Source organism: Isoptericola sp. NPDC056573 (assembly GCF_042793335.1).
Classification (GTDB): domain Bacteria; phylum Actinomycetota; class Actinomycetes; order Actinomycetales; family Cellulomonadaceae; genus Isoptericola.
In genome coordinates, this window is the sequence record NZ_JBHTUY010000014.1 from 31316 (window position 1) to 52874 (window position 21559).

At 75.0% G+C, this 21559-nt stretch carries 21 protein-coding genes; 8 read left to right on the forward strand and 13 right to left on the reverse strand.

The features are described 5' to 3' along the window. Positions 1–129 precede the first annotated feature (129 nt). The 4 genes from ACFQ8E_RS19595 to infC form a co-directional block, all read right to left on the reverse strand. Positions 130–1005: a TrmH family RNA methyltransferase gene (locus tag ACFQ8E_RS19595; protein ID WP_430552242.1), complete on the reverse strand. Its 876-nt coding sequence runs from the start codon at positions 1003–1005 to the stop codon at positions 130–132. Between the two features lie 53 nt (positions 1006–1058). Continuing rightward, the gene (rplT, locus tag ACFQ8E_RS19600; RefSeq protein ID WP_430552243.1) at positions 1059–1442 is read right to left on the reverse strand and encodes a 50S ribosomal protein L20; all 384 of its coding nucleotides are present in this window, start codon (positions 1440–1442) and stop codon (positions 1059–1061) included. 85 nt (positions 1443–1527) lie between these two features. Continuing rightward, a complete protein-coding gene (gene rpmI, locus ACFQ8E_RS19605; RefSeq protein WP_079576291.1) occupies positions 1528–1722 on the reverse strand; it encodes a 50S ribosomal protein L35 in 195 nt (64 codons plus the stop codon). Between the two features lie 104 nt (positions 1723–1826). Beyond that, entirely contained in the window at positions 1827–2825 is a 999-nt protein-coding gene (gene infC, locus ACFQ8E_RS19610) for a translation initiation factor IF-3 (protein WP_430552303.1), read from the reverse strand. A 315-nt stretch (positions 2826–3140) separates the two neighbouring features. Between infC and ACFQ8E_RS19615 the strand changes: the two genes are divergently transcribed. From ACFQ8E_RS19615 to ACFQ8E_RS19635, 5 genes are all read left to right on the forward strand, one after another. Continuing rightward, positions 3141–3608: a Fur family transcriptional regulator gene (locus ACFQ8E_RS19615; protein WP_430552244.1), complete on the forward strand. Its 468-nt coding sequence runs from the start codon at positions 3141–3143 to the stop codon at positions 3606–3608. Positions 3609–3640: 32 nt separating this feature from the next. Then, positions 3641–5158 (forward strand): catalase, encoded by a 1518-nt coding sequence (locus ACFQ8E_RS19620; protein WP_430552245.1) that lies wholly within the window; start codon positions 3641–3643, stop codon positions 5156–5158. Between the two features lie 122 nt (positions 5159–5280). After that, a complete protein-coding gene (locus ACFQ8E_RS19625) occupies positions 5281–5688 on the forward strand; it encodes a DUF1844 domain-containing protein (RefSeq protein ID WP_430552246.1) in 408 nt (135 codons plus the stop codon). A gap of 97 nt (positions 5689–5785) precedes the next feature. Continuing rightward, positions 5786–6271, forward strand: coding sequence for a hypothetical protein (locus ACFQ8E_RS19630; protein ID WP_430552247.1), 486 nt, complete (start codon positions 5786–5788; stop codon positions 6269–6271). Next, positions 6268–7086 (forward strand): S1C family serine protease, encoded by an 819-nt coding sequence (locus tag ACFQ8E_RS19635; protein ID WP_430552248.1) that lies wholly within the window; start codon positions 6268–6270, stop codon positions 7084–7086. The genes ACFQ8E_RS19630 and ACFQ8E_RS19635 overlap by 4 nt, the downstream gene beginning before the upstream one ends. Before the next feature lie 32 nt (positions 7087–7118). On the opposite strand, the gene ACFQ8E_RS19640 is transcribed toward ACFQ8E_RS19635, so the two are convergent. The 6 genes from ACFQ8E_RS19640 to ACFQ8E_RS19665 form a co-directional block, all read right to left on the reverse strand. Then, positions 7119–7910 (reverse strand): SseB family protein, encoded by a 792-nt coding sequence (locus tag ACFQ8E_RS19640; protein ID WP_430552249.1) that lies wholly within the window; start codon positions 7908–7910, stop codon positions 7119–7121. Next, positions 7907–8638, reverse strand: a complete 732-nt coding sequence (gene priA / locus ACFQ8E_RS19645; RefSeq protein ID WP_429762153.1) for a bifunctional 1-(5-phosphoribosyl)-5-((5-phosphoribosylamino)methylideneamino)imidazole-4-carboxamide isomerase/phosphoribosylanthranilate isomerase PriA — start codon at positions 8636–8638, stop codon at positions 7907–7909. The genes ACFQ8E_RS19640 and priA overlap by 4 nt, the downstream gene beginning before the upstream one ends. A 62-nt stretch (positions 8639–8700) precedes the next feature. After that, complete coding sequence (hisH, locus tag ACFQ8E_RS19650; RefSeq protein ID WP_430552250.1) at positions 8701–9516, reverse strand: imidazole glycerol phosphate synthase subunit HisH; 816 nt, start codon at positions 9514–9516, stop codon at positions 8701–8703. A gap of 9 nt (positions 9517–9525) precedes the next feature. Continuing rightward, positions 9526–10071 carry a hypothetical protein gene (locus tag ACFQ8E_RS19655; protein ID WP_430552251.1) on the reverse strand — a complete coding sequence of 182 codons (546 nt, stop codon included), beginning with the start codon at positions 10069–10071 and terminating at the stop codon, positions 9526–9528. 4 nt (positions 10072–10075) lie between these two features. Then, on the reverse strand, positions 10076–10678 hold the full coding sequence (gene hisB, locus ACFQ8E_RS19660; protein WP_430547395.1) for an imidazoleglycerol-phosphate dehydratase HisB: 603 nt from the start codon (positions 10676–10678) through the stop codon (positions 10076–10078). After that, positions 10678–11901, reverse strand: coding sequence for a histidinol-phosphate transaminase (locus ACFQ8E_RS19665; protein WP_430552252.1), 1224 nt, complete (start codon positions 11899–11901; stop codon positions 10678–10680). Before ACFQ8E_RS19665 ends, hisB begins: the two co-directional genes overlap by 1 nt. 279 nt (positions 11902–12180) lie before the next feature. On the opposite strand from ACFQ8E_RS19665, the gene adhP reads away from it, so the two are divergent. Then, entirely contained in the window at positions 12181–13212 is a 1032-nt protein-coding gene (gene adhP / locus ACFQ8E_RS19670) for an alcohol dehydrogenase AdhP (protein ID WP_430552253.1), read from the forward strand. Here adhP and ACFQ8E_RS19675 read toward each other — a convergent pair. Then, positions 13116–13724: a Rieske (2Fe-2S) protein gene (locus tag ACFQ8E_RS19675; RefSeq protein WP_430552254.1), complete on the reverse strand. Its 609-nt coding sequence runs from the start codon at positions 13722–13724 to the stop codon at positions 13116–13118. The genes adhP and ACFQ8E_RS19675 overlap by 97 nt on opposite strands. 79 nt (positions 13725–13803) lie before the next feature. Between ACFQ8E_RS19675 and ACFQ8E_RS19680 the strand changes: the two genes are divergently transcribed. Both ACFQ8E_RS19680 and ACFQ8E_RS19685 read left to right on the forward strand, forming a co-directional pair. Beyond that, a complete protein-coding gene (locus ACFQ8E_RS19680; RefSeq protein WP_430552255.1) occupies positions 13804–14226 on the forward strand; it encodes a hypothetical protein in 423 nt (140 codons plus the stop codon). A 249-nt stretch (positions 14227–14475) separates the two neighbouring features. Beyond that, positions 14476–16710, forward strand: a complete 2235-nt coding sequence (locus tag ACFQ8E_RS19685; protein WP_430552304.1) for a RecQ family ATP-dependent DNA helicase — start codon at positions 14476–14478, stop codon at positions 16708–16710. A 33-nt stretch (positions 16711–16743) separates the two neighbouring features. Here ACFQ8E_RS19685 and ACFQ8E_RS19690 read toward each other — a convergent pair whose 3' ends face one another. Together ACFQ8E_RS19690 and hisD are read right to left on the reverse strand one after the other, a co-directional pair. Next, entirely contained in the window at positions 16744–20103 is a 3360-nt protein-coding gene (locus ACFQ8E_RS19690) for an SNF2-related protein (RefSeq protein ID WP_430552256.1), read from the reverse strand. 108 nt (positions 20104–20211) lie between these two features. Beyond that, a complete protein-coding gene (hisD, locus tag ACFQ8E_RS19695) occupies positions 20212–21537 on the reverse strand; it encodes a histidinol dehydrogenase (RefSeq protein ID WP_430552257.1) in 1326 nt (441 codons plus the stop codon). Positions 21538–21559: the final 22 nt, after the last annotated feature.

The following is a 21559-nucleotide window of genomic DNA, read 5'->3' on the forward strand; positions in this document are numbered from 1 at the left end:
GTCAAGAACCTGGCGCGGCGGCCTCCGGCAGCGTCCGCAGCACGAGGTCGAGGACCGGACACACGGTACCGGGAAGACGTCACCTGGTCGGTCTGCCGCGCGCCTCGACGCCCGTCCAGGAGACGCGCCCTAGCGCTGGGCGCGCCCGCTGGCGTACAGGCAGACGGTCGCGGCGGTCGCGAGGTTGAGCGACTCGGCCTGGCCGCGGATCGGCACGCGCACGACCGCGTCGGCGAGGGCACGGTCGGCCTCGGGCAGACCCCAGGCCTCGTTGCCGAAGACCCATGCCGTCGAGCCGGAGAGGTCGGGCTGGTCGGGCTCTCGCGAGGCCGCGCCCGCGACGTCGAGCAGGTCGTCCAGGTCGTGGGTCCCCGCGCCGTCGGCGGCGAGGACGACACAGCCGGCGGACCGGAGGACGGCGACGGCCTCGGCCAGCGACGCCCCGGTGACGACCGGGAGGTGGAACAGCGAGCCGGCCGTGGACCGCACCACCTTCGGGTTGTGCGGGTCGACGCTGTGGCCCGCGAGGACCACCAGGTCCGCGCCGGCGGCGTCGGACGCGCGGATCACCGTGCCTGCGTTCCCCGGGTCGCGCACGGCGGCCAGCACGGAGACGAGCAGCGAGCGCCCCTCGGCGGCCCGCGCCGTGGCCAACGACGCCACCGCCTCGTCGAGTCCGTACGACCGTGCCCGCACGACCGCCAGGACGCCCTGGGCGTCGGGGCTCATCGCCTCCAGCACCTCGGGCGTCCCGACGTGCAGGTGCAGCCCGGCGTCGAGGGCGTCGCGCAGGATCTCGTCGTAGCGCTCGGCCGCGGCGGGCGTCAGATAGACGTCCCGGACGTCGTGGGCCGCGTGGCGGACCGCCTCGCGCACGCCCTGAGGGCCCTCGACGAGGTACTGCGCGTGCCGGGAACGCGCAGGACGCCCGGACAGCGCCCTGACCTGCTTGACCCGGTCCGCCCGCGGGTTCGCGAGCGTCACGTCGGGGATGCCTGAGATCATGCGCGGCATCGACAGGTCGGGGGTGTCCGGGCGTCCGGGTGCTGAGCGGTGGCTCAGGCGGCCTTCGGCGCGTTGACGTCGGCCGGCAGCGCGTCCTTGGCGACCTGGACGAGCGCGTTGAACGCCGCCACGTCGTTGACCGCGAGCTCGGCGAGCATGCGACGGTCGACCTCGACCTCAGCGGCCTTGAGGCCCTGGATGAGGCGGTTGTAGGTCAGCCCCTGCGCGCGGGACGCAGCGTTGATGCGCTGGATCCACAGCTTGCGGAAGTCGCCCTTCTTCGCCTTGCGGTCGCGGTACGAGTAGACGAGGGAGTGGGTGACCTGCTCCTTCGCCTTCCGGTACAGGCGCGAACGCTGGCCGCGGTAGCCGCTGGCGCGCTCGAGGGTCGTACGGCGCTTCTTGTGGGCGTTGACCGCCCGCTTCACGCGTGCCACGTGATGCTCCTTGCAGTGTCGGGTCGGAAGTGGACCCGGCGGCCGTGCTCCTCGGTGTCACCGGGAGCGGGTGGCCGCCGAGGGCTCACTTGCCGAGCAGCTTCTTGATGGTCTTGACGTCGGCGGCCGAGACCACCTGGTCCTGGGCCAGACGACGCGTGCGGCGGCTGGACTTGTGCTCGAGGTAGTGGCGAGCGTTCGTCTGCTCACGCATGATCTTGCCGCTGCCGGTGACCCGGAAACGCTTCTTGGCGCCGGAGTGCGTCTTGTTCTTCGGCATGACTGCCGTCTCTCCTCGTGTCGGTCACCCGCCGGCCGGCGGGGACGTGGTGCGGACCGGGGCCGGCGAGCGGCCCGGTGCCAGATGGTCGTGTGTGTTCGGCCTCAGCGCCCTGCGCGGGGGCTCGGCTTCGGCGGCCGCGGCGCGGCCGGCCGAGGGGTGCTCGGCTTCGGCGTCGCGGGCTTCGGCGTCGCGGCGGCCGGCTTCGGCGCGGCGGCCGGCCTGGCCGGAGCAGCGGCCGGCTTGGCCGGAGCGGCGGCCGGCTTGGCCGGAGCGGCAGCCTTCGCCGGAGCAGCGGCGGGCTTCTCCTCGGCGACCGGTGCAGGGGTCGGCTGCACGGCCTCGGGGGCCGGCGCCTCCTGCACCTCGACCTCGGGCTGCGTCGGCTCGGGCTCCGTCGGCTCGGGCTCCGGCGTCGGCTGCGAGGGCGCAGCCTGGGCGCGGGCCTCGGCCTTGACCTCGGACTTGGTCTTGCGCTGCGCGTTGATCTCGCTGGACCGCTTGCGCTGCTCGACCTTGGCGTCGGCCTTCTTCTTCACCGGGCCGAGCACCATGGTCATGTTGCGGCCGTCCTGCTTCGGCATCGACTCGACGAAGCCGAGGTCCGACACCTCCTCCGCGAGGCGCTGCAGCAGGCGCACGCCCATCTCGGGGCGGGACTGCTCACGACCACGGAACATGATCATGACCTTGACCTTGTCGCCGGCCTCCAGGAAGCGCACGACGTGGCCCTTCTTGGTGCCGTAGTCGTGCGGGTCGATCTTCAGGCGGAACCGGATCTCCTTGAGGACCGTGTTCGCCTGGTTGCGCCGCGCCTCGCGCGCCTTCATGTCCGACTCGTACTTGAACTTGCCGTAGTCCATGAGCTTGGCGACGGGCGGACGGGCGTCCGGGGCCACCTCGACGAGGTCGAGGTCGGCGTCCTGGGCAAGCTTCAGGGCGACTCCCGTGGCGACCACGCCGACCTGCTCCCCGCCCGGGCCGATGAGTCGGACCTCGGGGACGCGGATCCGATCGTTGATGCGAGGCTCGCTGATGGTGATGCTCCTAGGAACTCGTCGGTAGACCGCCAGGGACGGGAAAGGCCCCCGACCTGAGCACAGGTGGAGGCCATCTACCGACGCCGGGGCGCGAACGCTCCGACGACCGAGGCGGACGTCCACGAGGGACGTCCGACCGGGACCCGGCTCCTGTCGGCGCCGGGGGCGCTCGGTCGGTGCTCGGGTGGGATGAGATCCACTTGATGCACCTGAGCCCTGCAGACGCTCCGCGGAGCGGCGTACGGACGGACCCAGGTCGGTCAGCTGTCAAGGCTAGCACGGGATCGCCGCCCGTCCGGCCGGTGTGGCGAGCGTCTCGGCCGACCCTGCCACGACCTTTACTGGAATCGTTCCAGAAAGTGTGGCAGGGTCGCGGCCATGACCACGGCGAGGACGGACGAGACGTTGCTGAGGGAGCGGGGCCTGCGCGTCACCGGTTCCCGGCTCGCCGTCCTGCGCGCGCTCTCCGAGCACCCGCACGCCACCGCGGACGACGTCGTGCGCGCGGTGCGGGCCGACCTCGGCTCGGTGTCCGTGCAGGCCGTCTACGACTGCCTGCACGCGCTCACCTCGTCCGGCCTCCTGCGCCGGATGGAGCCGGCCGGGCACCCCGCGCGCTACGAGCGCCGCACCGGCGACAACCACCACCACGTGGTGTGCCGCTCGTGCGGCGCCGTCGCCGACGTCGACTGCACCGTGGGTCACGCACCCTGCCTGACGCCCAGCGCGTCCCACGGGTTCGCCGTCGACCTCGCCGAGGTCACCTTCTGGGGCCTGTGCCCCGACTGTGCCGGACGCTCGGCCGCCGACCCCGTCCCGGCGGCCGGCCACGGCACGACCTTCTGAACCGGAACCCCCCTGAGAAAGGACGTCATCTCATGACGACGCCGTTCACGACGACGCAGACCGGCACCCCGGTCGCGAGCGACGCGCACTCGCTGACCGTGGGCGCGGACGGGCCCACCGTCCTGCACGACCGCTACCTGGTCGAGAAGCTCGCCTCCTTCAACCGGGAGCGCGTGCCCGAGCGCAACCCGCACGCCAAGGGCGGTGGCGCCTTCGGCGAGCTCGTGATCACCGAGGACGTGTCGCAGTACACCCGCGCCGCGGTCTTCCAGAAGGGCGCGACGAGCGAGACGCTGCTGCGCTTCTCCTCCGTCGCGGGCGAGCAGGGCTCCCCCGACACCTGGCGCGACGTGCGTGGCTTCTCCCTGCGCTTCTACACCACCGAGGGCAACCTCGACATCGTCGGGAACAACACCCCCACGTTCTTCCTGCGCGACGCGATGAAGTTCCCGGACTTCATCCACTCGCAGAAGCGCCTCGGCGCCTCGGGCCTGCGCGACGCCGACATGCAGTGGGACTTCTGGACCCTCTCCCCCGAGTCGGCCCACCAGGTCACCTACGTCATGGGCGACCGCGGCCTGTCGAAGTCGTGGCGGCACCTCAACGGCTACGGCTCGCACACCTACCAGTGGGTCAACGCCGAGGGCGAGCGCTTCTGGGTGCAGTACCACTTCCTGTCGAACCAGGGCGTGGAGCACATGTCGGCGGAGGACGCCGAGCGCATCGCCGGCGAGGACGCCGACTACTACCGCCGCGACCTGTACGAGGCCATCGACCGCGGCGACTTCCCCTCGTGGGACGTCTACGTGCAGGTCATGCCGTACGAGGACGCGAAGACGTACCGCTTCAACCCGTTCGACATGACGAAGACCTGGTCGAAGAAGGACTACCCGCGCATCAAGGTCGGGACGTTCACGCTGAACCGGAACCCGCAGAACTTCTTCGCCGAGATCGAGCAGGCCGCGTTCTCGCCGGGCAACCAGGTGCCGGGCACCGGCATCTCGCCGGACAAGATGCTCATGGCCCGCGTGTTCTCCTACCCGGACGCCCAGCGCCACCGCATCGGCACGAACTTCAACCAGCTGCCGGTCAACCAGCCGCACGCCGCCCCGGTCGCGAACTACATGCACCAGGGCAACATGCAGTACCACTTCAACGGCGCCGAGCACCGCGTGTACACGCCGAACTCGTTCGGCGAGGCCGGCGGCCCCGTGGCCGACCCGCTGCTCGGCGTCGAGGCGGCGTGGGAGTCGGACGGCGCGCTGCTGCGCTCCGCGCAGACCCTGCACGCCGAGGACGACGACTTCGGCCAGGCCGGCACCCTGTACCGCGAGGTCTTCGACGACGGCGCCAAGGCGCGGTTCCTCGAGACCCTCACCGGCCAGGGCCTCGCCATCACGATCGACGAGATCCGCGAGCGGTTCTTCCAGTACTGGACGAACGTCGACGCCGAGCTCGGCGCCAAGCTCCGCGCCGAGGTGTCGGCCGGGCACGTGCCGTCGCCGGCCGCCGCCGGCTCGGGCCCGGACGTCGAGCCCGTCGGCATCTGACGCGACAGGCACGGCGACGCGCGTCCGCCGTCGCCGCTCACCGAGGCCGGGTCCCCGCGGGGGCCCGGCCTCGGCCGTCCCCCCGGGCCGTCACGGTCCCGCCCGATGCGAAGATGGACCCCATGAGCACCTCGCCCGACGCCATCTCCACCGACTCCGCGACCGCGACCCCCGCGACCCCCTCCACCGCCGACGCCGCGGCCGACGACGCCACCCGTGACATCGCCGACGTCGCCGCGGTCGAGGTCATCACCGCCGCGGCCGTGCACCTCATGAGCGCCGCCGCCGTGAAGTGCGGCCTCGCGGAGGACGCCGACGCCCAGGGGCACCTGGACCTCGACGAGGCGCGGAAGCTGATCACGGCGCTCGCCGCGCTCGTCGTGACGAGCGCCCCCGACATCGGCAACCAGCACGCCCGCTCGCTGCGCGACGGCCTGCGGTCCCTGCAGCTCGCGTTCCGCGAGGCGTCGGTCGTGCCGGACGCGCCCGGCGAGGGCCCCGGCGAGAAGTTCACGGGCTCCGTCGTCTGAGATGTCCGCCCCGTCCGCCTGGCCGCCGCCCCCGGACCGTTCGCCACCCCCTGCGGGGAGCGGCGCACCCGTCCGTCGCCGCGACCGCCGCCCGGTCGTGGCGGTCCTGGCCGTGCTGCTCGCCGGGGCGCTCGGCATCGGCGCGTACCTGTGGGTGACCACCACGCGCTGGCAGGCGCACAGCGCGGCCTGGGAGGACGAGGCGCGGGGGTACGCCGACCGGGTGGCGTCCCTCGACGCCGAGCTCGACGCCACCGACGCCGAGCTGGTCGCGGCCCGCGAGCAGCTCGCGACCGCCACGGCCCGCATCACCGACCTCGCCAACGAGAAGGCCCAGCTCGGGGACGAGAACGTCGCCTCGCAGCAGTACCTCGACTACCAGCGGCGCGTGAGCGAGGCGGCGGGCGTCGTGACCACGGCGCTCGGCGACTGCGTCGACGCCCAGTCGCAGCTCATCACGTACCTCGAGGACCGCGGCTCCTACGACGCGAAGGACCTCGACCGGTTCGCCTCCGACGTCGAGACGCTGTGCCGGCAGGCCTCCGAGGCGAACGACCAGCTCGAGCAGGAGCTCGAGCAGTGACCCGACCAGGTACCCGGCCAGGTACCCGGCCAGGCCGCGCGCGCGGCCTGCGCCCGGCGCCGGCCCTCCTCCTCGCCGCGACGCTCGCCGGCTGCGGGGTGCTCCCCGCGCTCCCGCCCGCGGTCCCGGACGACGTCGTCCCGACGCGCGTCGCGCCGTCCGCCCCGGCGTCGCTCTCCCCCGACGACGCGGAGGGCCTGTCCCCCGACGGCTTCGACGCCGTGCAGCGCATGGCCGTGCGGATCCGGAACGTCGGCTGCGACGGCCTGTCGACCGGGTCCGGCTTCGCCGTCGACGCGCACACCCTCGTCACCAACCGCCACGTCGTGGCGGACTCGGAGTCCCTGGAGGTCAGCACCTACGACGGGCGCGACCTGGAGGTCTCCGCCGCGGGCAGCGCATCCCTGGCCGACCTCGCCCTCGTGCGCACCGCGGACCCGCTGCCCAGCTACCCGACGCTCGCGGAGGCCGACCCGCGGCCCGGCGACGCCGTCACCGTGGTCGGCTATCCCGAGGGCGGGGAGCTGACGATCACCGCCGGCGAGGTCATCGGGCCGACGACCGACCCGCTGCACGAGAACCTGGGCGAGGTGCTGCTCACCGACGCCCCCGTCGAACCGGGCTCGTCGGGGTCGGCCGCCCTCGACACGCGGGGGCGGGTGATCGGCGTCGTGTACGCGAAGACCTCCGACGGCCGCTCGCTGCTGGTGCCGCTCTCCACCCTGGAACGGCTGCTCGACGACGCCGACGGCTTCCGGGCGCTGCCGCCGTGCGCACAGCCGTCCGGCAGCCCGTCCGCGACGCCCACCGGCTAGGAGGCCCGGCGACGCCGGGTCAGCACGCCGGGTCAGCGCGCCGCGCCCACCCGCAGCTCGAGCGAGTCCACGCGGCCGGAGATCACCGTCGAGGCGCCGAGACGGGCGTTCACCTGCGCGAGCACGCGGTCCAGCCCCGGCCGGTCCAGCCCCGGGTCCAGGGCCAGGACGACGGCGACCTCCGCGCGGCGTCCGCGCTCGGCGTGCGCGCGCACCACGTGCTGCACCGGCGCCGCGGCGTCCGCGACCGCGGCCGCGACCTCCGGGTCCACGTCGAGGGCGCCGTCCGGGCCCGCGGGGACCAGCGCCGGGCGCCACTCCTCGCCCTGGGCGAGCGCCCAGACCGCAGGCCGGGGCACGAGGGCGGTGGCCGGCCCGGCCGGGTCCACGACCAGCAGCGACCAGTCCTCGCTCACCGCCGAGAGGGCCGCGCGGGCCGCCTCGACCGGGACGGGACGGGCGTCGGGCCGCCAGGCCGTCATCGCGCCGACCGACGTGAAGACGGGGAGCGCGCGGCGACCGTCGGGCGCCTCGATCGCCACCACGCCGGCCGCGGCCTCCTTGTCGACGTGCAGCTCCTGCGTGCCCGCGGGCCCCTCGTGCTCGACGACGTCGGCGACGGCCAGCTCGGCGAGCACGGGGACCAGCACACGGGTCACGGCGAGGCGCCGCACGACGTCCTCCAGCGACCCCGTGCCCGCGGCGTGCGCGACCAGCAGCGCGGCGAGCTCCGGGTCGGCCGAGCCGTCGTCGCCCGCGAACTGCGACGTCGGCTGGATGGACTTCAGGTGGCCCGGCAGGGCCCGGCCGTCCCCGGCCGTCACGGCCGGCCCGCCACGTCGAGCGCCTCGGGCAGCGTGAACGCCCCGGCGTACAGGGCCTTGCCCACCACGGCGCCCTCGACGCCGTCCGGCACCAGGGCGCGCAGCGCCTCGAGGTCCGCGAGCGAGGAGATGCCGCCGGACGCGACCACCTTGGCCGGCGTGCGCGAGGCGACCTCTCGCAGCAGGTCGACGTTCGGGCCGCGCAGCGTGCCGTCCTTGGTCACGTCGGTGACGACGTACCGGGAGCAGCCGGCGTCGTCCAGGCGGGCGAGCACCTCCCACAGGTCGCCGCCCTCCTGGGTCCAGCCGCGGGCGGCGAGCGTCGTGCCGCGCACGTCGAGGCCCACGGCGACGGCGTCCCCGTGCTCGGCGATGACGCGGGCGGTCCACTCCGGGTCCTCCAGGGCGGCGGTGCCGATGTTGACGCGCCGGGCTCCCGTGGCGAGCGCGCGCTCGAGCGAGGCGTCGTCGCGGATGCCGCCGGACAGCTCGACCTGGACGTCGAGCTCCGCGACGACCTGCGCGAGGAGGTCGGCGTTCGAGCCGCGACCGAACGCCGCGTCGAGGTCCACGAGGTGGATCCACTCGGCGCCGCCCGCCTGCCAGTCGCGGGCGGCGGCCAGCGGGTCGCCGTAGGACGTCTCCGAGCCGGCCTCCCCCTGCACGAGGCGGACGGCCTGGCCGTCGGCGACGTCGACGGCGGGCAGCAGCACGAGGCGGTCGGTCATCAGGGTGTCTCCAGCTTCTGGAACGGCAGGTTCGGGTGCGGGGGTGATCGGGTCGACGGCGCTCAGAGCGAGCGGACCCAGTTCTCGAGCAGGGTCGCGCCGGCGTCGCCGGACTTCTCGGGGTGGAACTGCGTGGCGGCCAGCGGACCGCTCTCGACGGCGGCGACGAACCGGGACTCCGCGCCCGGCGCCCCGTGCCGCGCCCAGGTGACCAGCGGCGGCGTGTAGCGCGGGTCCGCGTCGCCGTCGTGCCCCTGCGTGAACTGCTGCGCCGCGTACGAGTGCACGAAGTAGAACCGCTCGTGCTCGACCCCCGCGAAGAGGCGGGAGCCCTCGGGAGCCTCCACGGGCGACCAGCCCATGTGGGGCACGACCGGGGCGTCGAGCCGCTCGACGACGCCGGGCCACTCGCCCAGGCCCTCGGCGCGCTCGCCGTGCTCCACGCCGGCGTCGAACATGACCTGCATGCCGACGCAGATGCCCAGCACCGGGCGACCCCCCGCGAGGCGCCGGTCGATCACCTGGTCGCCCCGCACGGCACGGAGGCCGGCCATGCAGGCGGCGAACGCGCCGACGCCCGGCACGACGAGGCCGTCGGCCTCGGCGGCCCGCGCCAGGTCGGCGGTGAGCTCCACGTCGGCACCGACCCGCTCGAGCGCGCGCACGGCCGAGCGGACGTTGCCGAAGCCGTAGTCGAGCACCACGACGTGGGAGCGTCCGTCCGGGCGCGCGGGCGCCGGCGCGGGGTTGAGGTCGGCCGCGGCGCCGCCGTGCGGCAGCAACGGCGTGATCCCCGCCGCCTCCTGCGCCGCGGTGATCCTGTCCCGGTCGACCGTGCCTGTCGAGTTGCTGGTCGAGTCGCTGGGCGTGTCCGGCATGCGTCTCCCCTATTGCTTCTTGCGGGCCTTGCGCGCGGCGCCCGTGAGCATCCGCATCGCCTTGAAGCGGCCGATGCTCGTCGACGGCACGACGCCCGGCAGGTCGGCCACCGTGAGCTGGCCGGTGACGAGGTCCTCGAGCGCCTCCGGCGCGCCTCCCAGCACCAGGCCCGGGGGCAGCTCGCCCTGCGCCTCGCCGTCGGCGTAGCGCACGCAGGTGAGCTGCTCGCCCCAGCGGGTCACGAGCACCAGCGGGACGCCCGCCACGAGCTTCGAGATCGCCGCGGCGGCGTGGTCGGGGGCATCGTCGCTCGTGTCGCGCAGCACGGCGACGGCGCCCACGGGCGTGGGCACGGCGTCGACGTCGAGCTCCGCGAGCGAGCAGGCGGCCGCCAAGGGCTCCGCGCCGGCGATCTGTGTGATGAGGACCGCCAGGTCGGGGTCCTTGCGGGTGCCGTCGAGACCCGACAGGTCGTCGGGGACCTCGAAGCCCTCGGGCAGGTCGTCGGGCAGGTCCGGCTGCGGGTCGGGCTGCCGGTCGGGATCGGTGGTCATGCGGCTACAGCGCACCCTTCGTGGACGGGACGCCCTCGACGCGCGGGTCGGGGGCGACGGCGGCGCGCAGCGCGCGGGCGAGCGCCTTGAACTGGGCCTCGACGATGTGGTGGGGGTCGCGGCCCGCGAGGACCCGCACGTGCAGGCAGATGCCCGCGTGGTGGGCGATCGACTCGAGCACGTGCCGCGTGAGGGACCCGGTGAAGTGCCCGCCGATGAGGTGGTACTCCTGCCCCTCCGGCTCGCCGGAGTGCACCAGGTACGGCCGGCCGGAGACGTCGACGACCGCGAGCGCGAGCGCCTCGTCGAGCGGCACGGTCGCGTCGCCGTAGCGGGAGATGCCGCGCTTGTCGCCCAGCGCCTCGCGCAGCGCCTCGCCGAGCACGATGGCGACGTCCTCGACCGTGTGGTGCGCGTCGATGTGGGTGTCGCCGGTCGCGCGCACCGTGAGGTCGATCAGCGAGTGCTTGCCGAGCGCGGTGAGCATGTGGTCGTAGAACGGCACGGTCGTCGAGATCTCCGTGCGCCCCGTGCCGTCGAGGTCCAGCTCGACGACGACGCTCGACTCGCTCGTCGTGCGCTCCACGCGGGCCGTGCGGTGCTGCATCAGTCCTCCTCCTCGGGCGCCGTGGCGCCGGTGACCGTCTCGCTGACGACCTCGATGAACGCGGCCCGGAACGCGGCGTTCTCGCCGGGCGTGCCGACGGAAACGCGCAGCCAGCCGTCGGGCCCCGTCTCGCGGATGAGGACCCCGCGGTCGAGCAGGCCCTGCCAGACGGCGTGCCGGTCCTCGAACGTGCCGAACAGCACGAAGTTCGCGTCGGAGTCCGCCACCTGCAGCGGGCGGCCGTCCACGCGCTGCGCGCGCAGCCACGCCACGAGGGCGTCGCGCTCGTCGCGCAGGTCGCGCACCTGGGCCCGCAGCTCGTCGTGGTGCGCCAGCGCTCCCCGTGCGGCCGCCTGCGTGACGGCCGACAGGTGGTAGGGCAGCCGGACGACACGCAGGGCGTCGACGAGCGCGGTGGAGGCGGCCAGGTAGCCGAGCCGCAGCCCGGCCGCGGCGAAGGCCTTCGACATCGTGCGCGAGACCGCGAGGTGGGGGTGCGTGCCGAGCAGCTCGAGGGCCGACGGCGTGCCGGGGCGGCGGAACTCCGCGTACGCCTCGTCGACCACGACGATGGCGCCGGCGCGGCGACCGTCGCGCTCGGGGGCGTCGGGCACCTCGGTCCTCGCCGCGGCGTCCAGGATCGCCTCCACCGTCGCGAGCGGCAGCGCCGTGCCGGTCGGGTTGTTCGGGCTGGCGAGGAGGACCACGGACGGGCGGACCTCCTCGATCGTCGCGACCGCGTGGTCGACGTCGAGCGTGAAGTCGGTCTCGCGGCGGCCGGTGACCCAGCGCGTGTGCGTGTCGCGCGCGTACTCGGGGTACATCGAGTAGGTCGGCGCGAAGGACAGCGCGGTGCGGCCGGGGCCCCCGAACGCCTGCAGCAGGTGCAGCATGACCTCGTTGGAGCCGTTGGCGGCCCAGACCTGCTCGGGCGCGACCCGCACCCCCGACTCGAGCGCCAGGTAGTCGGCCAGGTCGCCACGCAGGGCGGCGAAGTCGCGGTCCGGGTACCGGTTGAGCCCGCGCGCCGCCTCGGCGACGTGGTGGGCGATCGTCGCGACCACGGCCTCCGACGGGGCGTACGGGTTCTCGTTGACGTTCAGCCGCACAGGCACGTCGAGCTGCGGGGCGCCGTAGGGCACCTCGGCGGCGAGCTCGGGACGCAGCGGCAGCCGCGCGCCGTCGACGCCGCCCGCGGGTGCGGCGGACAGGGGGGTGGTCACCGCGCCAGTCTACGGAACGGCCGGAGCGCCCGAGGGCGGCGTCCGCCCCTCGGCCGGGCACGCGAGCCCGGGTCGGGCCGACCGCTGCCGACCGTGCCGGATCGACCGACCATCCACTTTGTGAAGGATTACACATGCAGCGAACGGCCTGATCGTGCGGCTTGTGACAGCCTTCACAAGGCCCTGGGGCTGCGTCGCGGAGGCATCGCGCCTACCGTCGAGGTATCAGCAGTTCGACATGTGGGCCGCCCGCGAGCGGCCCGTGAGAGGGAGAAGCAGATGAGCACCATGCAGGCCGCGGTCGTCCACTCGTTCACCGAGCCCCTGACCGTCGAGGACCGAGAGATCCCGACGCCCGGCCCGCACGAGGCCCTGGTCAAGGTCGACTACACCGGGGTGTGCCACACCGACCTGCATGCCGCGCACGGCGACTGGCCGGTCAAGCCGAGCCCGCCGTTCGTCCCCGGCCACGAGGGCGTCGGGCACGTCGTCGCCGTCGGCGACCAGGTGACCCGCGTCAAGGTCGGCGACACCGTCGGCAACGCCTGGCTGTGGAGCGCCTGCGGCGAGTGCGAGTACTGCGAGACCGGTTGGGAGACCCTCTGCCCGAACCAGAAGAACGGCGGCTACTCGGTCGACGGCTCCTTCGGCCAGTACATGCTCGTCGACTCCCGGTACGCCCCGATCGTCCCCGAGGGCGTCGACCTGTCGGCCGTGGGCCCGATCCTGTGCGCCGGCGTCACCGTCTACAAGGGCCTCAAGGTCACCGACACCAAGCCGGGCGAGTGGGTGCTGATCTCCGGCATCGGCGGCCTCGGCCACATCGCCGTGCAGTACGCGGTCGCGATGGGCCGCCGCGTCGCCGCGGTCGACGTCGACGACGCCAAGCTCGAGCTTGCGCGCAAGCACGGGGCCGAGGTGACCGTGAACGCGGCCACCTCCGCCGACGCCGCGGCCGAGCTGCAGGAGAAGACCGGCGGCGGCGTCCACGGCGCACTGGTGACCGCGGTCAACGCCCACGCGTTCCCGCAGGCCGTCGGCGCGCTGCGCCGCGGCGGCACGGTGTCCCTCGTGGGCCTGCCCCCGGAGAAGTTCCCGCTGGACATCTTCACCACGGTCCTGTTCGGGCTCACCGTGCGCGGCTCGATCGTCGGCACCCGCAAGGACATGGCGGAGGCCCTCGACTTCTTCGCCCGCGGCAAGGTCGACCCGACCTACACGGTGCGCCCCCTCGGCGACATCAACGCGATCTTCGACGAGATGATCGCGGGCAGCATCGACGGCCGCGTCGTCATGGACATGCGGAGCTGACGCTCCCCGCGCACGACGTCGTCCCCCGAGACCTCGACCTGGATCGACGGGAGCGGCTCGGGCGCCGGCCCGCCGAGCACCGCGGCGTCCGTCAGCGCGTAGCGCGACTGGTGGCACGGGCACAGCAGCTCGCCCTCGCCGGGCGCGACCGTGCAGCCCGCGTGCGTGCAGATCGCGCTGAACGCGTGCACCTCGCCCTGGGTCGGCTGGGTCACGAGCACGTCCTGACCACCGACCTTCGCGGCGACGGCGCCGCCCACCGGCACGTCGGCGAGCGCGACGACGACCGTGCCCGCGCCCGCCGCGCTCGCGGAGGCCGCGGCCTCCTGCGGCGTCGGCTTCTGCTCGGCACAGGCGGCGAGCACCCCGGCGCCCGCGATCGCGCCCGCCGCCGCGCCCGTGCCGCGCAGCAGCTGTCGGCGGGTCGGACCGCAGGAGCAGGCGGCCGCGTCGGGCACGGTCGGGCTGGCCTGAGGGCTGGCCTGAGGGCTGGTCGCTGGGCTGGTCGGCATGGCGCCTCCGGTGGGTCGGGCCCCGGCCCGCCGGACGCTTCCGCTGACGGCACCACCGAGGAGTGGGAGCATCATCATCATGGACTCGTCGCACGGCGCGGTGCCACCCCGGCCGCGGCCCACCCCCTCGGCCCGGCCGCCCGTCGCGCGCGGCTGGCGACTCGCGGCCGCGCTCGCGGTCCTCGTCTCCGCCGTCGTCCACGTCGTGCTGTACGTCGACGGCTACGACACGATCGCCGTCGTCGGCCCCCTCTTCCTCCTCAACGCCGTGGCGGGCGTCGTGCTGGCCGGGCTGCTCGTGGCCTGGCGGCACTGGCTGCCGCTCGTCGGCGGCATCGGCTTCGGCGGCCTGACGCTGCTCGCGTTCGTCCTGTCGACGACGGTCGGCTTCTACGGCGTCAACGAGACGTTCGCGGGGGCCACCGAGATCGTCGCCGCCGCGGCCGAGGTGGTCGCGGTGGTGGCGTCGTCCGTGGCGCTCCTGCGGGAGTACGTGCGCTGACGGCCTGTGGAGGACGGGCCGGAGCCGTCGGCGGCGCCCCCTACGATCGAAGACGTGAGCCACCCCGACGACCCGTACGCCGACCTCGTGTTCGACCCGACGGACGAGGACGTCCCGCCGCCTGACGACCAGGCGCCCGAGAACGAGAACGAGCACGGCGCCCCGCCCGGGCCGCGGACCGCCCCGCCGCCCGTCCCGTCCCCCGAAACTGCGTCGGCGCCCGACGCCGCCAAGCGCGCGAAGCTCGCGATGCTCCGCGGGCTGCTCGACAGCGCGGGCGAGGGCGGCGGCACGCTGCGCGAGCAGGCCGAGGAGTCGCTGCGCGCGCTGGTCGGCCGCGAGGACGCGACGCTGCGGGAGGACCAGTGGCGCGCGATCGAGGCGCTCGTCGCGTTCCGCCGCCGCGCGCTCGTCGTGCAGCGCACCGGGTGGGGCAAGTCCGCCGTGTACTTCGTCGCGACGTCCCTGCTGCGGTCCCGGGGCGCGGGTCCCACCGTCATCGTGTCCCCGCTCCTGGCGCTCATGCGCGACCAGATCGCGGCGGCGTCGCGCGCCGGGATCCGCGCCGTGACGATCAACTCCTCGAACGTCACCGAGTGGGACCAGGTGCACGCGGACATCGCGGCGGGCGAGGTCGACGTGCTCCTGTGCTCGCCCGAGCGGCTCAACAACCCGGCGTTCCGCGACGAGGTGCTCCCCCGCCTGGCGGCCGACGCCGGCCTCGTGGTGATCGACGAGGCGCACTGCATCTCCGACTGGGGCCACGACTTCCGGCCCGACTACCGCCGCATCCGCACGCTGCTCGCCGACCTGCCGCCCGGCATCCCCGTCCTCGCCACGACGGCCACGGCCAACGCCCGCGTCACCGCCGACGTCGCCGAGCAGCTCGGCGTGCACGGAACGGCCGCCGGCGGCGACCCCGTCCCCGACGAGGACGTGCTCGTGCTGCGGGGCGGGCTGGACCGCGAGTCGCTGCACCTCGCCGTGCTCGAGCTCCCCGACCAGCCCACGCGGGTGGCGTGGCTCGTGGAGGCGCTGCAGGACGTCGAGGGGTCGGGCATCGTCTACTGCCTCACCGTGTCCGCCGCCGAGCAGGTGGCCGAGCAGCTCCGGGGCGCGGGGCTGGCGGTCGCGGCCTACACCGGCCGGACCGACCCCACCCAGCGGGAGCAGCTGGAGGAGGACCTCAAGGAGAACCGGGTCAAGGCCCTGGTGGCGACGTCCGCGCTCGGCATGGGCTTCGACAAGCCCGACCTCGCGTTCGTCGTGCACCTCGGCGCCCCCTCCTCCCCCATCGCCTACTACCAGCAGGTGGGCCGCGCGGGCCGTGGCGTGGACGACGCCGTCGTCGTGCTTCTGCCCGGGCACGAGGACCGGGCGATCTGGGACTGGTTCGGGTCGCAGGCGTTCCCCGCCGAGCCGCAGGTCCGCGCCACGCTCGGCGCCCTCGGGGCGTCCGAGGGCGCGCAGTCGACCGCCGCGCTCGAGACGCAGGTCGACCTCAAGCGGTCCCGGCTCGAGACGATGCTCAAGGTGCTCGACGTCGACGGCGCGGTGCGCCGCGTGCAGGGCGGCTGGGTCGCCACCGGCACCCCCTGGGCGTACGACGCCGAGCGCTACGCACGGGTGGAGGCCACCCGCCAGGCGGAGCAGCAGGCCATGGTCGACTACGTGGCCACCTCCGGGTGCCGGATGGCGTACCTGCGCGCCCAGCTCGACGACCCGGAGCTGCCCGACGGCTGGGCCTGCGGCCGCTGCGACCGGTGCGACGGTGTCACGCTGCCCGCCGTCCCCGACGCGGAGGCCGTGGCCGCCGCGCGCGCCGACATGGACCGGCCCGGCGTGGAGGTCGGACCGCGCGCGATGTGGCCGTCCGGGCTGGCCGCCCTCGGCCTCGACCTCAAGGGCAAGATCGCGCCCGGCGAGCGCGCCGAGCCGGGACGCGCGGTCGCCCGCCTCGACGGCCTGGGCTGGTCGGGCCCGCTGCGCGACCTCTTCGCGGCGGGTGCACCCGACGGCGAGGTGCCCGTGCCGCTGCGGCACGCCGCCGCGCGGGTCCTCGACGACTGGGACGCCATCCACCCCGGCCGCAGCGACGGCGGCGACGGGGCGGACGACGCGGGCGCGTCCCACGCGATCGAGGGCGTGGTCGCGGTGCGGTCGGCCACCCGTCCGCAGCTCACCTACCACCTGGCCTCGGGGCTGGCCGCCTACCTGGGCGTGCCGCTCATCGGCGCGGTCGGGCCGGCCGCCGGCTCCGAGCAGCCCGACCGGCACGACGTGAACTCGGCGATGCGCCTCGCGGGTGTGGCGCGGCGCCTGCGACCGGAGCTGGGCGACGCCGCCCTGCGCGGCCTGCCGGGCCGCACCGTGCTGCTGGTGGACGACTGGACCGAGTCCGGCTGGACGCTCACGGTGGCCGCCCGGCTGCTGCGCCAGGCCGGCGCCGCGGCGGTGCACCCGTTCGTGCTCGGCGTGCGCTGACGGGTCCGCGCGCGCCGCGGCGGGGCACCGGGGTCAGCCGTCGAGCAGCCCCCGGACGTCGTCGGCCGCGAGCGCCCGGGCGAACGTGCCCGCCACGTCGTCGAGCACGGCGTCGAACAGCGCGGCCTTGCGCCGCGCGAGCGCCATGACCTTCTCCTCGATCGTGTCCTGCGCGACCAGGCGCGTCACGACGACGTTGCGGGTCTGCCCGATGCGGTGGGTGCGGTCGACGGCCTGCGCCTCGGTGGCGGGGTTCCACCACGGGTCCAGCAGGTAGACGTAGTCGGCCTCGGTGAGGTTGAGCCCGACGCCGCCCGCCTTGAGCGAGACGAGGAACACCGGGGCGTCGCCCTCCTTGAAGGCCCGCACGACGTCCGCGCGCCGGCGGGTGGCGCCGTCGAGGTAGACGACGGGCAGCCCAGCGGCGGTGACGCGCTGCTCGACGCGCCGCAGGAACGACGTGAACTGCGAGAAGACGAGCGCCCGGTGGCCCTCCGCGGCGATCTCGGTCAGCTCGTCGGTCACCACGTCGAGCTTGGCGGAGCCCACGCCCGCGTACGCGTCGTCGAGGAGCGACGCGTCGAGCGCGAGGCGGCGCAGCGTCGTCAACGACCGGAAGATCGCCACGCGGTTCGCGTCGAAGTCCTCCAGCAGCCCGAGCAGCCGCTGTCGCTCGCGCTGCAGGTGGGTGTCGTAGACCTTGCGGTGGTCGGGGGTGAGCGGCACGCGCAGCACGCGCTCGGTGCGCTCGGGGAGCTCGGGGGCGACCTGCTCCTTGGTGCGGCGCAGCACGAGCGGGCGGATGCGCCGCTTGAGGCGTGCGAGCGCGCGGTTGCCGGCCGCGACCACCTGGGGGTCGTCGTCGGCGGCCGCGGCGTCGACCAGCCGCGCGGTCTCCGCCTTGAAGCGGTGCATCGACGGGTACAGCCCCGGCGCGACGATCGCGAGGGCCGCCCACAGCTCCATGAGGTTGTTCTCGAGCGGCGTGCCCGTGACCGCCAGCTTGAACGGGGCGCGCAGCAGCCGGGCGGTCTCGTGCGCCCGCGTGCGCGGGTTCTTCGCCACCTGCGCCTCGTCGAGGATCAGCCCGCCCCACTCGAGCGCGTCGAACGCGTCGAACTCGAGACGGAAGACGGCGTACGACGTGACGACCACGTCGGCCCCGGCTGCGAGCTCGGCCAGGTCGGTGCCGAGCGTGCGCGAGGTCGCGGGCATCGCGACCACCCGCAGCCCGGGGGTGAAGCGCGCCGCCTCGTCCACCCAGTTCCCGACCACGGAGGCCGGGGCGACGACGACGAAGGGCGGGGCGTCCGCCGCCGTCGTCCGCGCGTGCGCCAGGAACGTGAGCGTCTCGACCGTCTTGCCGAGCCCCATGTCGTCGGCCAGGATCCCCCCGAGCCCGTGCTGCCACAGGAAGGTCAGCCATTCGAACGCCTGCCGCTGGTACGGCCGCAGCTCGGCGCGCACGCCGTCGGGCACGTCCAACGCCTCCGCGACACGCTCCCCCGCGGCGAGCGCGCGCAGGCCGGCCAGCGACCGCCGCCAGGCCTCCGCGGCCTCGACGACGTCCGCCACGTCCTCGAGCTCGCCCCACAGGTGCGCGTCGTAGCGGCTGACCCGCGTTTTGCCCGGCCGGTCGCTCAGCGCAGTGGCCTCCGTGATGAGGTCACGCAGGCGGCCCAGCACCGGCTGGTCGAGGCGCAGCCACGACCCGTCGACGAGGAGCAGCCGCTTGTCGCCGCGCGCGAGGGCGGTGAACAGGCGGGCGAACGGGAGCTCCTTGCCGCCGACGGTCACCGAGACGCCGAGATCGAGCCAGTCGGAGTCCCCCGAGGGCGCGCCCGAGACGACCACGCGGGGCGCGGCGTCCAAGTGCAGGTAGTGCGGCACGTCGCCGGCCTCGACGCGCACGTCGCCCGTGGCGGCCAGCGCGGGGAGCACGCCGTGGGCGAGGTCGAGTGCGTCCAGGCCCTTGACGTCCGTCCGGGCGGCGAGGTCGAAGCGCTCGAAGCCGGGCACGCCGCGGACGGTCGCCTGCGCCTTGGCCCGGATCTCGGCCTCGGCCTCCGGGTCCCGCACCGGGTCCGACGTCGCCCCGTCCAGCGCGACGCGACGCACCCTGCCCGCGCCCGGGGTCGTGTGCTCGAGCGTCGGGTACTCGAACGCCCACGTCAGGAGAGCGTGCTCCGGCGACGGGAAGGCGACCTCGGCCACGAGCACCGGGCGCGGCGGGTCGGGCAGCGCGACGGAGCCGTCGGTGACGACGCGCACGGCGCGACGGAGCGCGGGGAGGTGCTCGGCGTAGAGCTCCGCCACGTCGTCGCCCGGCACCTCCACCCGGCCCACGGCCACGAGCTCCCGCGCGGCGTCGGACAGCCGCCGCGGCGTGGGCCCCAGCCGGAGCACGGTCCGCCGGCCGGAGGCCTCGACCGCGTACAGGCCGGTGTCCCCCACCGTGCCGAGCGGTGCACCCGGGGCCACGTCGACGCGGTCGAAGGCCACGACCGGGTCCAGGTGCACCCCGCCGTCCGCCGCGCCGACCGCGGTCCCCACCCTCAGGCGGAGCTCCGCCGCGTCCGCCAGGAGCACCTCGTCACGCGCCCCGTGCGCGACGAGCGGGATCTCCAGGTCCGCGGCCTCGGCGAGCAGCGCCCACAGCCCGCGGCCGCCGGCGGCCAGGGGGCGCCAGGCGCGCCGGCCGCGGCCGAACCCGCCCCCGTCGCCGAGGGCGGACCCGAGGTCGGCGAACCAGCGCCGCACCTCGGGCGCGGGCGTGGCCCGCACGTCGGCGAACGCGTACAGGCCGGTGGCCAGCGCCTCCCAGCTCGCCTCGGGCGCGACCTTCCAGCCGGTGCGCCCCGGCACGACCGGCCGCACCGAGAGCTCCGGGGGCAGGCCGCCGAACTCCTCGTCGAGCCGGAACCGCAGCGCGACCGGCAGGGTGCCGCCGTCGCGGGTGCCGTGCGCGGCCGGCCGGCGGGACCCGGCGTCCGGGGCTCCGGTCACCGCGGCGAGGCGCCCCCTCCAGCCCACGGGTTCGTCGCCGTCCTCGTCACCGCTGACGGCGGCCACGGCGGTCCCGACCGCCTCGGGCTGGGCACCGACGTGCAGCAGGACGGCTGCGACGTGCTTGCAGTCCGCTCGCACCGGACAGCTGCAGGTCGACCCGTCGTAGGCGTACCGCCCGTCGGCCCCGACGGTGAACGTCACGCGACAGGCGTAGGGCTGCGCCCCGCTGCCCGCGACGCGGGCCGTGAGCGCCCGCGCGTCGGGGTCCCAGTGCCAGGTGCGCACCATGCCCGCACGCTGGTAGCCCTGGGCGCGGCGGAACGCGGCGCTCCCGACGACGTCGCCCACCACGACCGGGTCGAGGCGGGGTGGCGGCGCGGGCATGCGTCCATGCTCGCACGGCCCTCCGACGTGGCCGACGCCGTGGGCCGTGCCGCTTGGCACACTATTCCGCGCGCCGGCGAGGACCGGTCGTGGGCGTGGTGCGGCTGCTCAGAGGAAGCGCCCGCGGACGGCCTCGCCGTGCGCGGGCAGGTCCTCGTCGTTCGCGACGGCGACGATGCGGTCGGCGAGCTCCTCGAGCGCGTCGCGGGTGTACTCCACCACCTGGACGGACTTGAGGTAGGCGTGGACGCCGAGGCCGCTGGAGAAGTGCGCGGAGCCGCCGGTGGGGAGCACGTGGTTGCTGCCCGCCATGTAGTCGCCGAGGGAGACGGGCGACCACGGACCGACGAAGATCGCCCCCGCCGATCGCACGCGCTCCGCGAGCGCCGCTGCCCCCTCGGTCTGGATCTCCAGGTGCTCCGCGCCGTAGGCGTCCACCACCGCGAGACCCTGCTCCAGGTCGTCGACGAGCACGACGGCGGACTGCGGTCCGCCGAGCGCCTGCAGGACGCGGGCCGAGTGCTTGGTGGAGCCCACCAGGTCGCTCAGCCGGGCCTCCACGGCGCCGGCCAGCTCCACGGACGGCGTGACCAGGACGGAGGCGGCCATCGGGTCGTGCTCGGCCTGGCTGATGAGGTCGAGGGCGACGTGCCCCGGGTCGGCCGTCTCGTCGGCGAGCACGGCGATCTCCGTGGGCCCGGCCTCGGCGTCGATGCCGACGACGCCGCGCACCAGGCGCTTGGCCGCCGTCACGTACACGTTGCCGGGGCCCGTCACGACGTCCACCGGGTCGCACAGCACGTCGCCGTCCTGCGGCTCGGTGCCGGCGGCGCCGTACGCGAACATCGCCACCGCCTGGGCCCCGCCGACCGCGTAGACCTCGTCGACGCCGAGCAGCGCGCACGCCGCGAGGATCGTCGGGTGCGGCAGCCCACCGGCGTCCTTCTGCGGCGGCGACGCGACGGCGAGCCCGGGCACCCCGGCCTCCTGCGCGGCGACCACGTTCATGATCACGGACGACGGGTACACGGCGCGGCCACCGGGCACGTACAGGCCCACGCGCTGCACGGGGACCCACCGCTGTCGCACCACCGCACCCGGCGCGAGCTGCGTGGCGTGCTCCGTCGGCACCTGCGCGGCGTGCACCGCCCGGACCCGCCGGATGGCCTCCTCGAGCCCCGCCCGCACCTGCGGGTCGAGCCCCGAGAGGGCGGCGGCCAGCGCCTCCACCGGGACGCGCAGATGCTCCGGACGCACGCCGTCGAGGCGCTCCGACAGGTCGCGGAGCGCGGCGGCACCGCGGGCCCGGACGTCGGCGATGATCGGGGTGACGGCCTGGACGGCCTCGTCCACCCCGATCTCGGGGCGCGGCAGCACCCCGAGCAGCTCGGTGCGGGTCAGGTCCTGCCCGCGGAGGTCGATGCGTCGGATCACCGGACCAGTCTAGGCCGGGCCC

Bases quoted from the DNA above. Each gene is read 5' to 3' on its own strand.
- ACFQ8E_RS19595 (WP_430552242.1), bottom strand. From the start codon at position 1,005: ATGATCTCAGGCATCCCCGACGTGACGCTCGCGAACCCGCGGGCGGAC.
- rpmI (WP_079576291.1), bottom strand. From the start codon at position 1,722: ATGCCGAAGAACAAGACGCACTCCGGCGCCAAGAAGCGTTTCCGGGTC.
- ACFQ8E_RS19615 (WP_430552244.1), top strand. From the start codon at position 3,141: ATGACCACGGCGAGGACGGACGAGACGTTGCTGAGGGAGCGGGGCCTG.
- ACFQ8E_RS19620 (WP_430552245.1), top strand. From the start codon at position 3,641: ATGACGACGCCGTTCACGACGACGCAGACCGGCACCCCGGTCGCGAGC.
- ACFQ8E_RS19625 (WP_430552246.1), top strand. From the start codon at position 5,281: ATGAGCACCTCGCCCGACGCCATCTCCACCGACTCCGCGACCGCGACC.
- priA (WP_429762153.1), bottom strand. From the start codon at position 8,638: ATGACCGACCGCCTCGTGCTGCTGCCCGCCGTCGACGTCGCCGACGGC.
- hisH (WP_430552250.1), bottom strand. From the start codon at position 9,516: ATGCCGGACACGCCCAGCGACTCGACCAGCAACTCGACAGGCACGGTC.
- ACFQ8E_RS19655 (WP_430552251.1), bottom strand. From the start codon at position 10,071: ATGACCACCGATCCCGACCGGCAGCCCGACCCGCAGCCGGACCTGCCC.
- hisB (WP_430547395.1), bottom strand. From the start codon at position 10,678: ATGCAGCACCGCACGGCCCGCGTGGAGCGCACGACGAGCGAGTCGAGC.
- adhP (WP_430552253.1), top strand. From the start codon at position 12,181: ATGAGCACCATGCAGGCCGCGGTCGTCCACTCGTTCACCGAGCCCCTG.
- ACFQ8E_RS19675 (WP_430552254.1), bottom strand. From the start codon at position 13,724: ATGCCGACCAGCCCAGCGACCAGCCCTCAGGCCAGCCCTCAGGCCAGC.
- ACFQ8E_RS19680 (WP_430552255.1), top strand. From the start codon at position 13,804: ATGGACTCGTCGCACGGCGCGGTGCCACCCCGGCCGCGGCCCACCCCC.
- ACFQ8E_RS19685 (WP_430552304.1), top strand. From the start codon at position 14,476: ATGCTCCGCGGGCTGCTCGACAGCGCGGGCGAGGGCGGCGGCACGCTG.
- ACFQ8E_RS19690 (WP_430552256.1), bottom strand. From the start codon at position 20,103: ATGCCCGCGCCGCCACCCCGCCTCGACCCGGTCGTGGTGGGCGACGTC.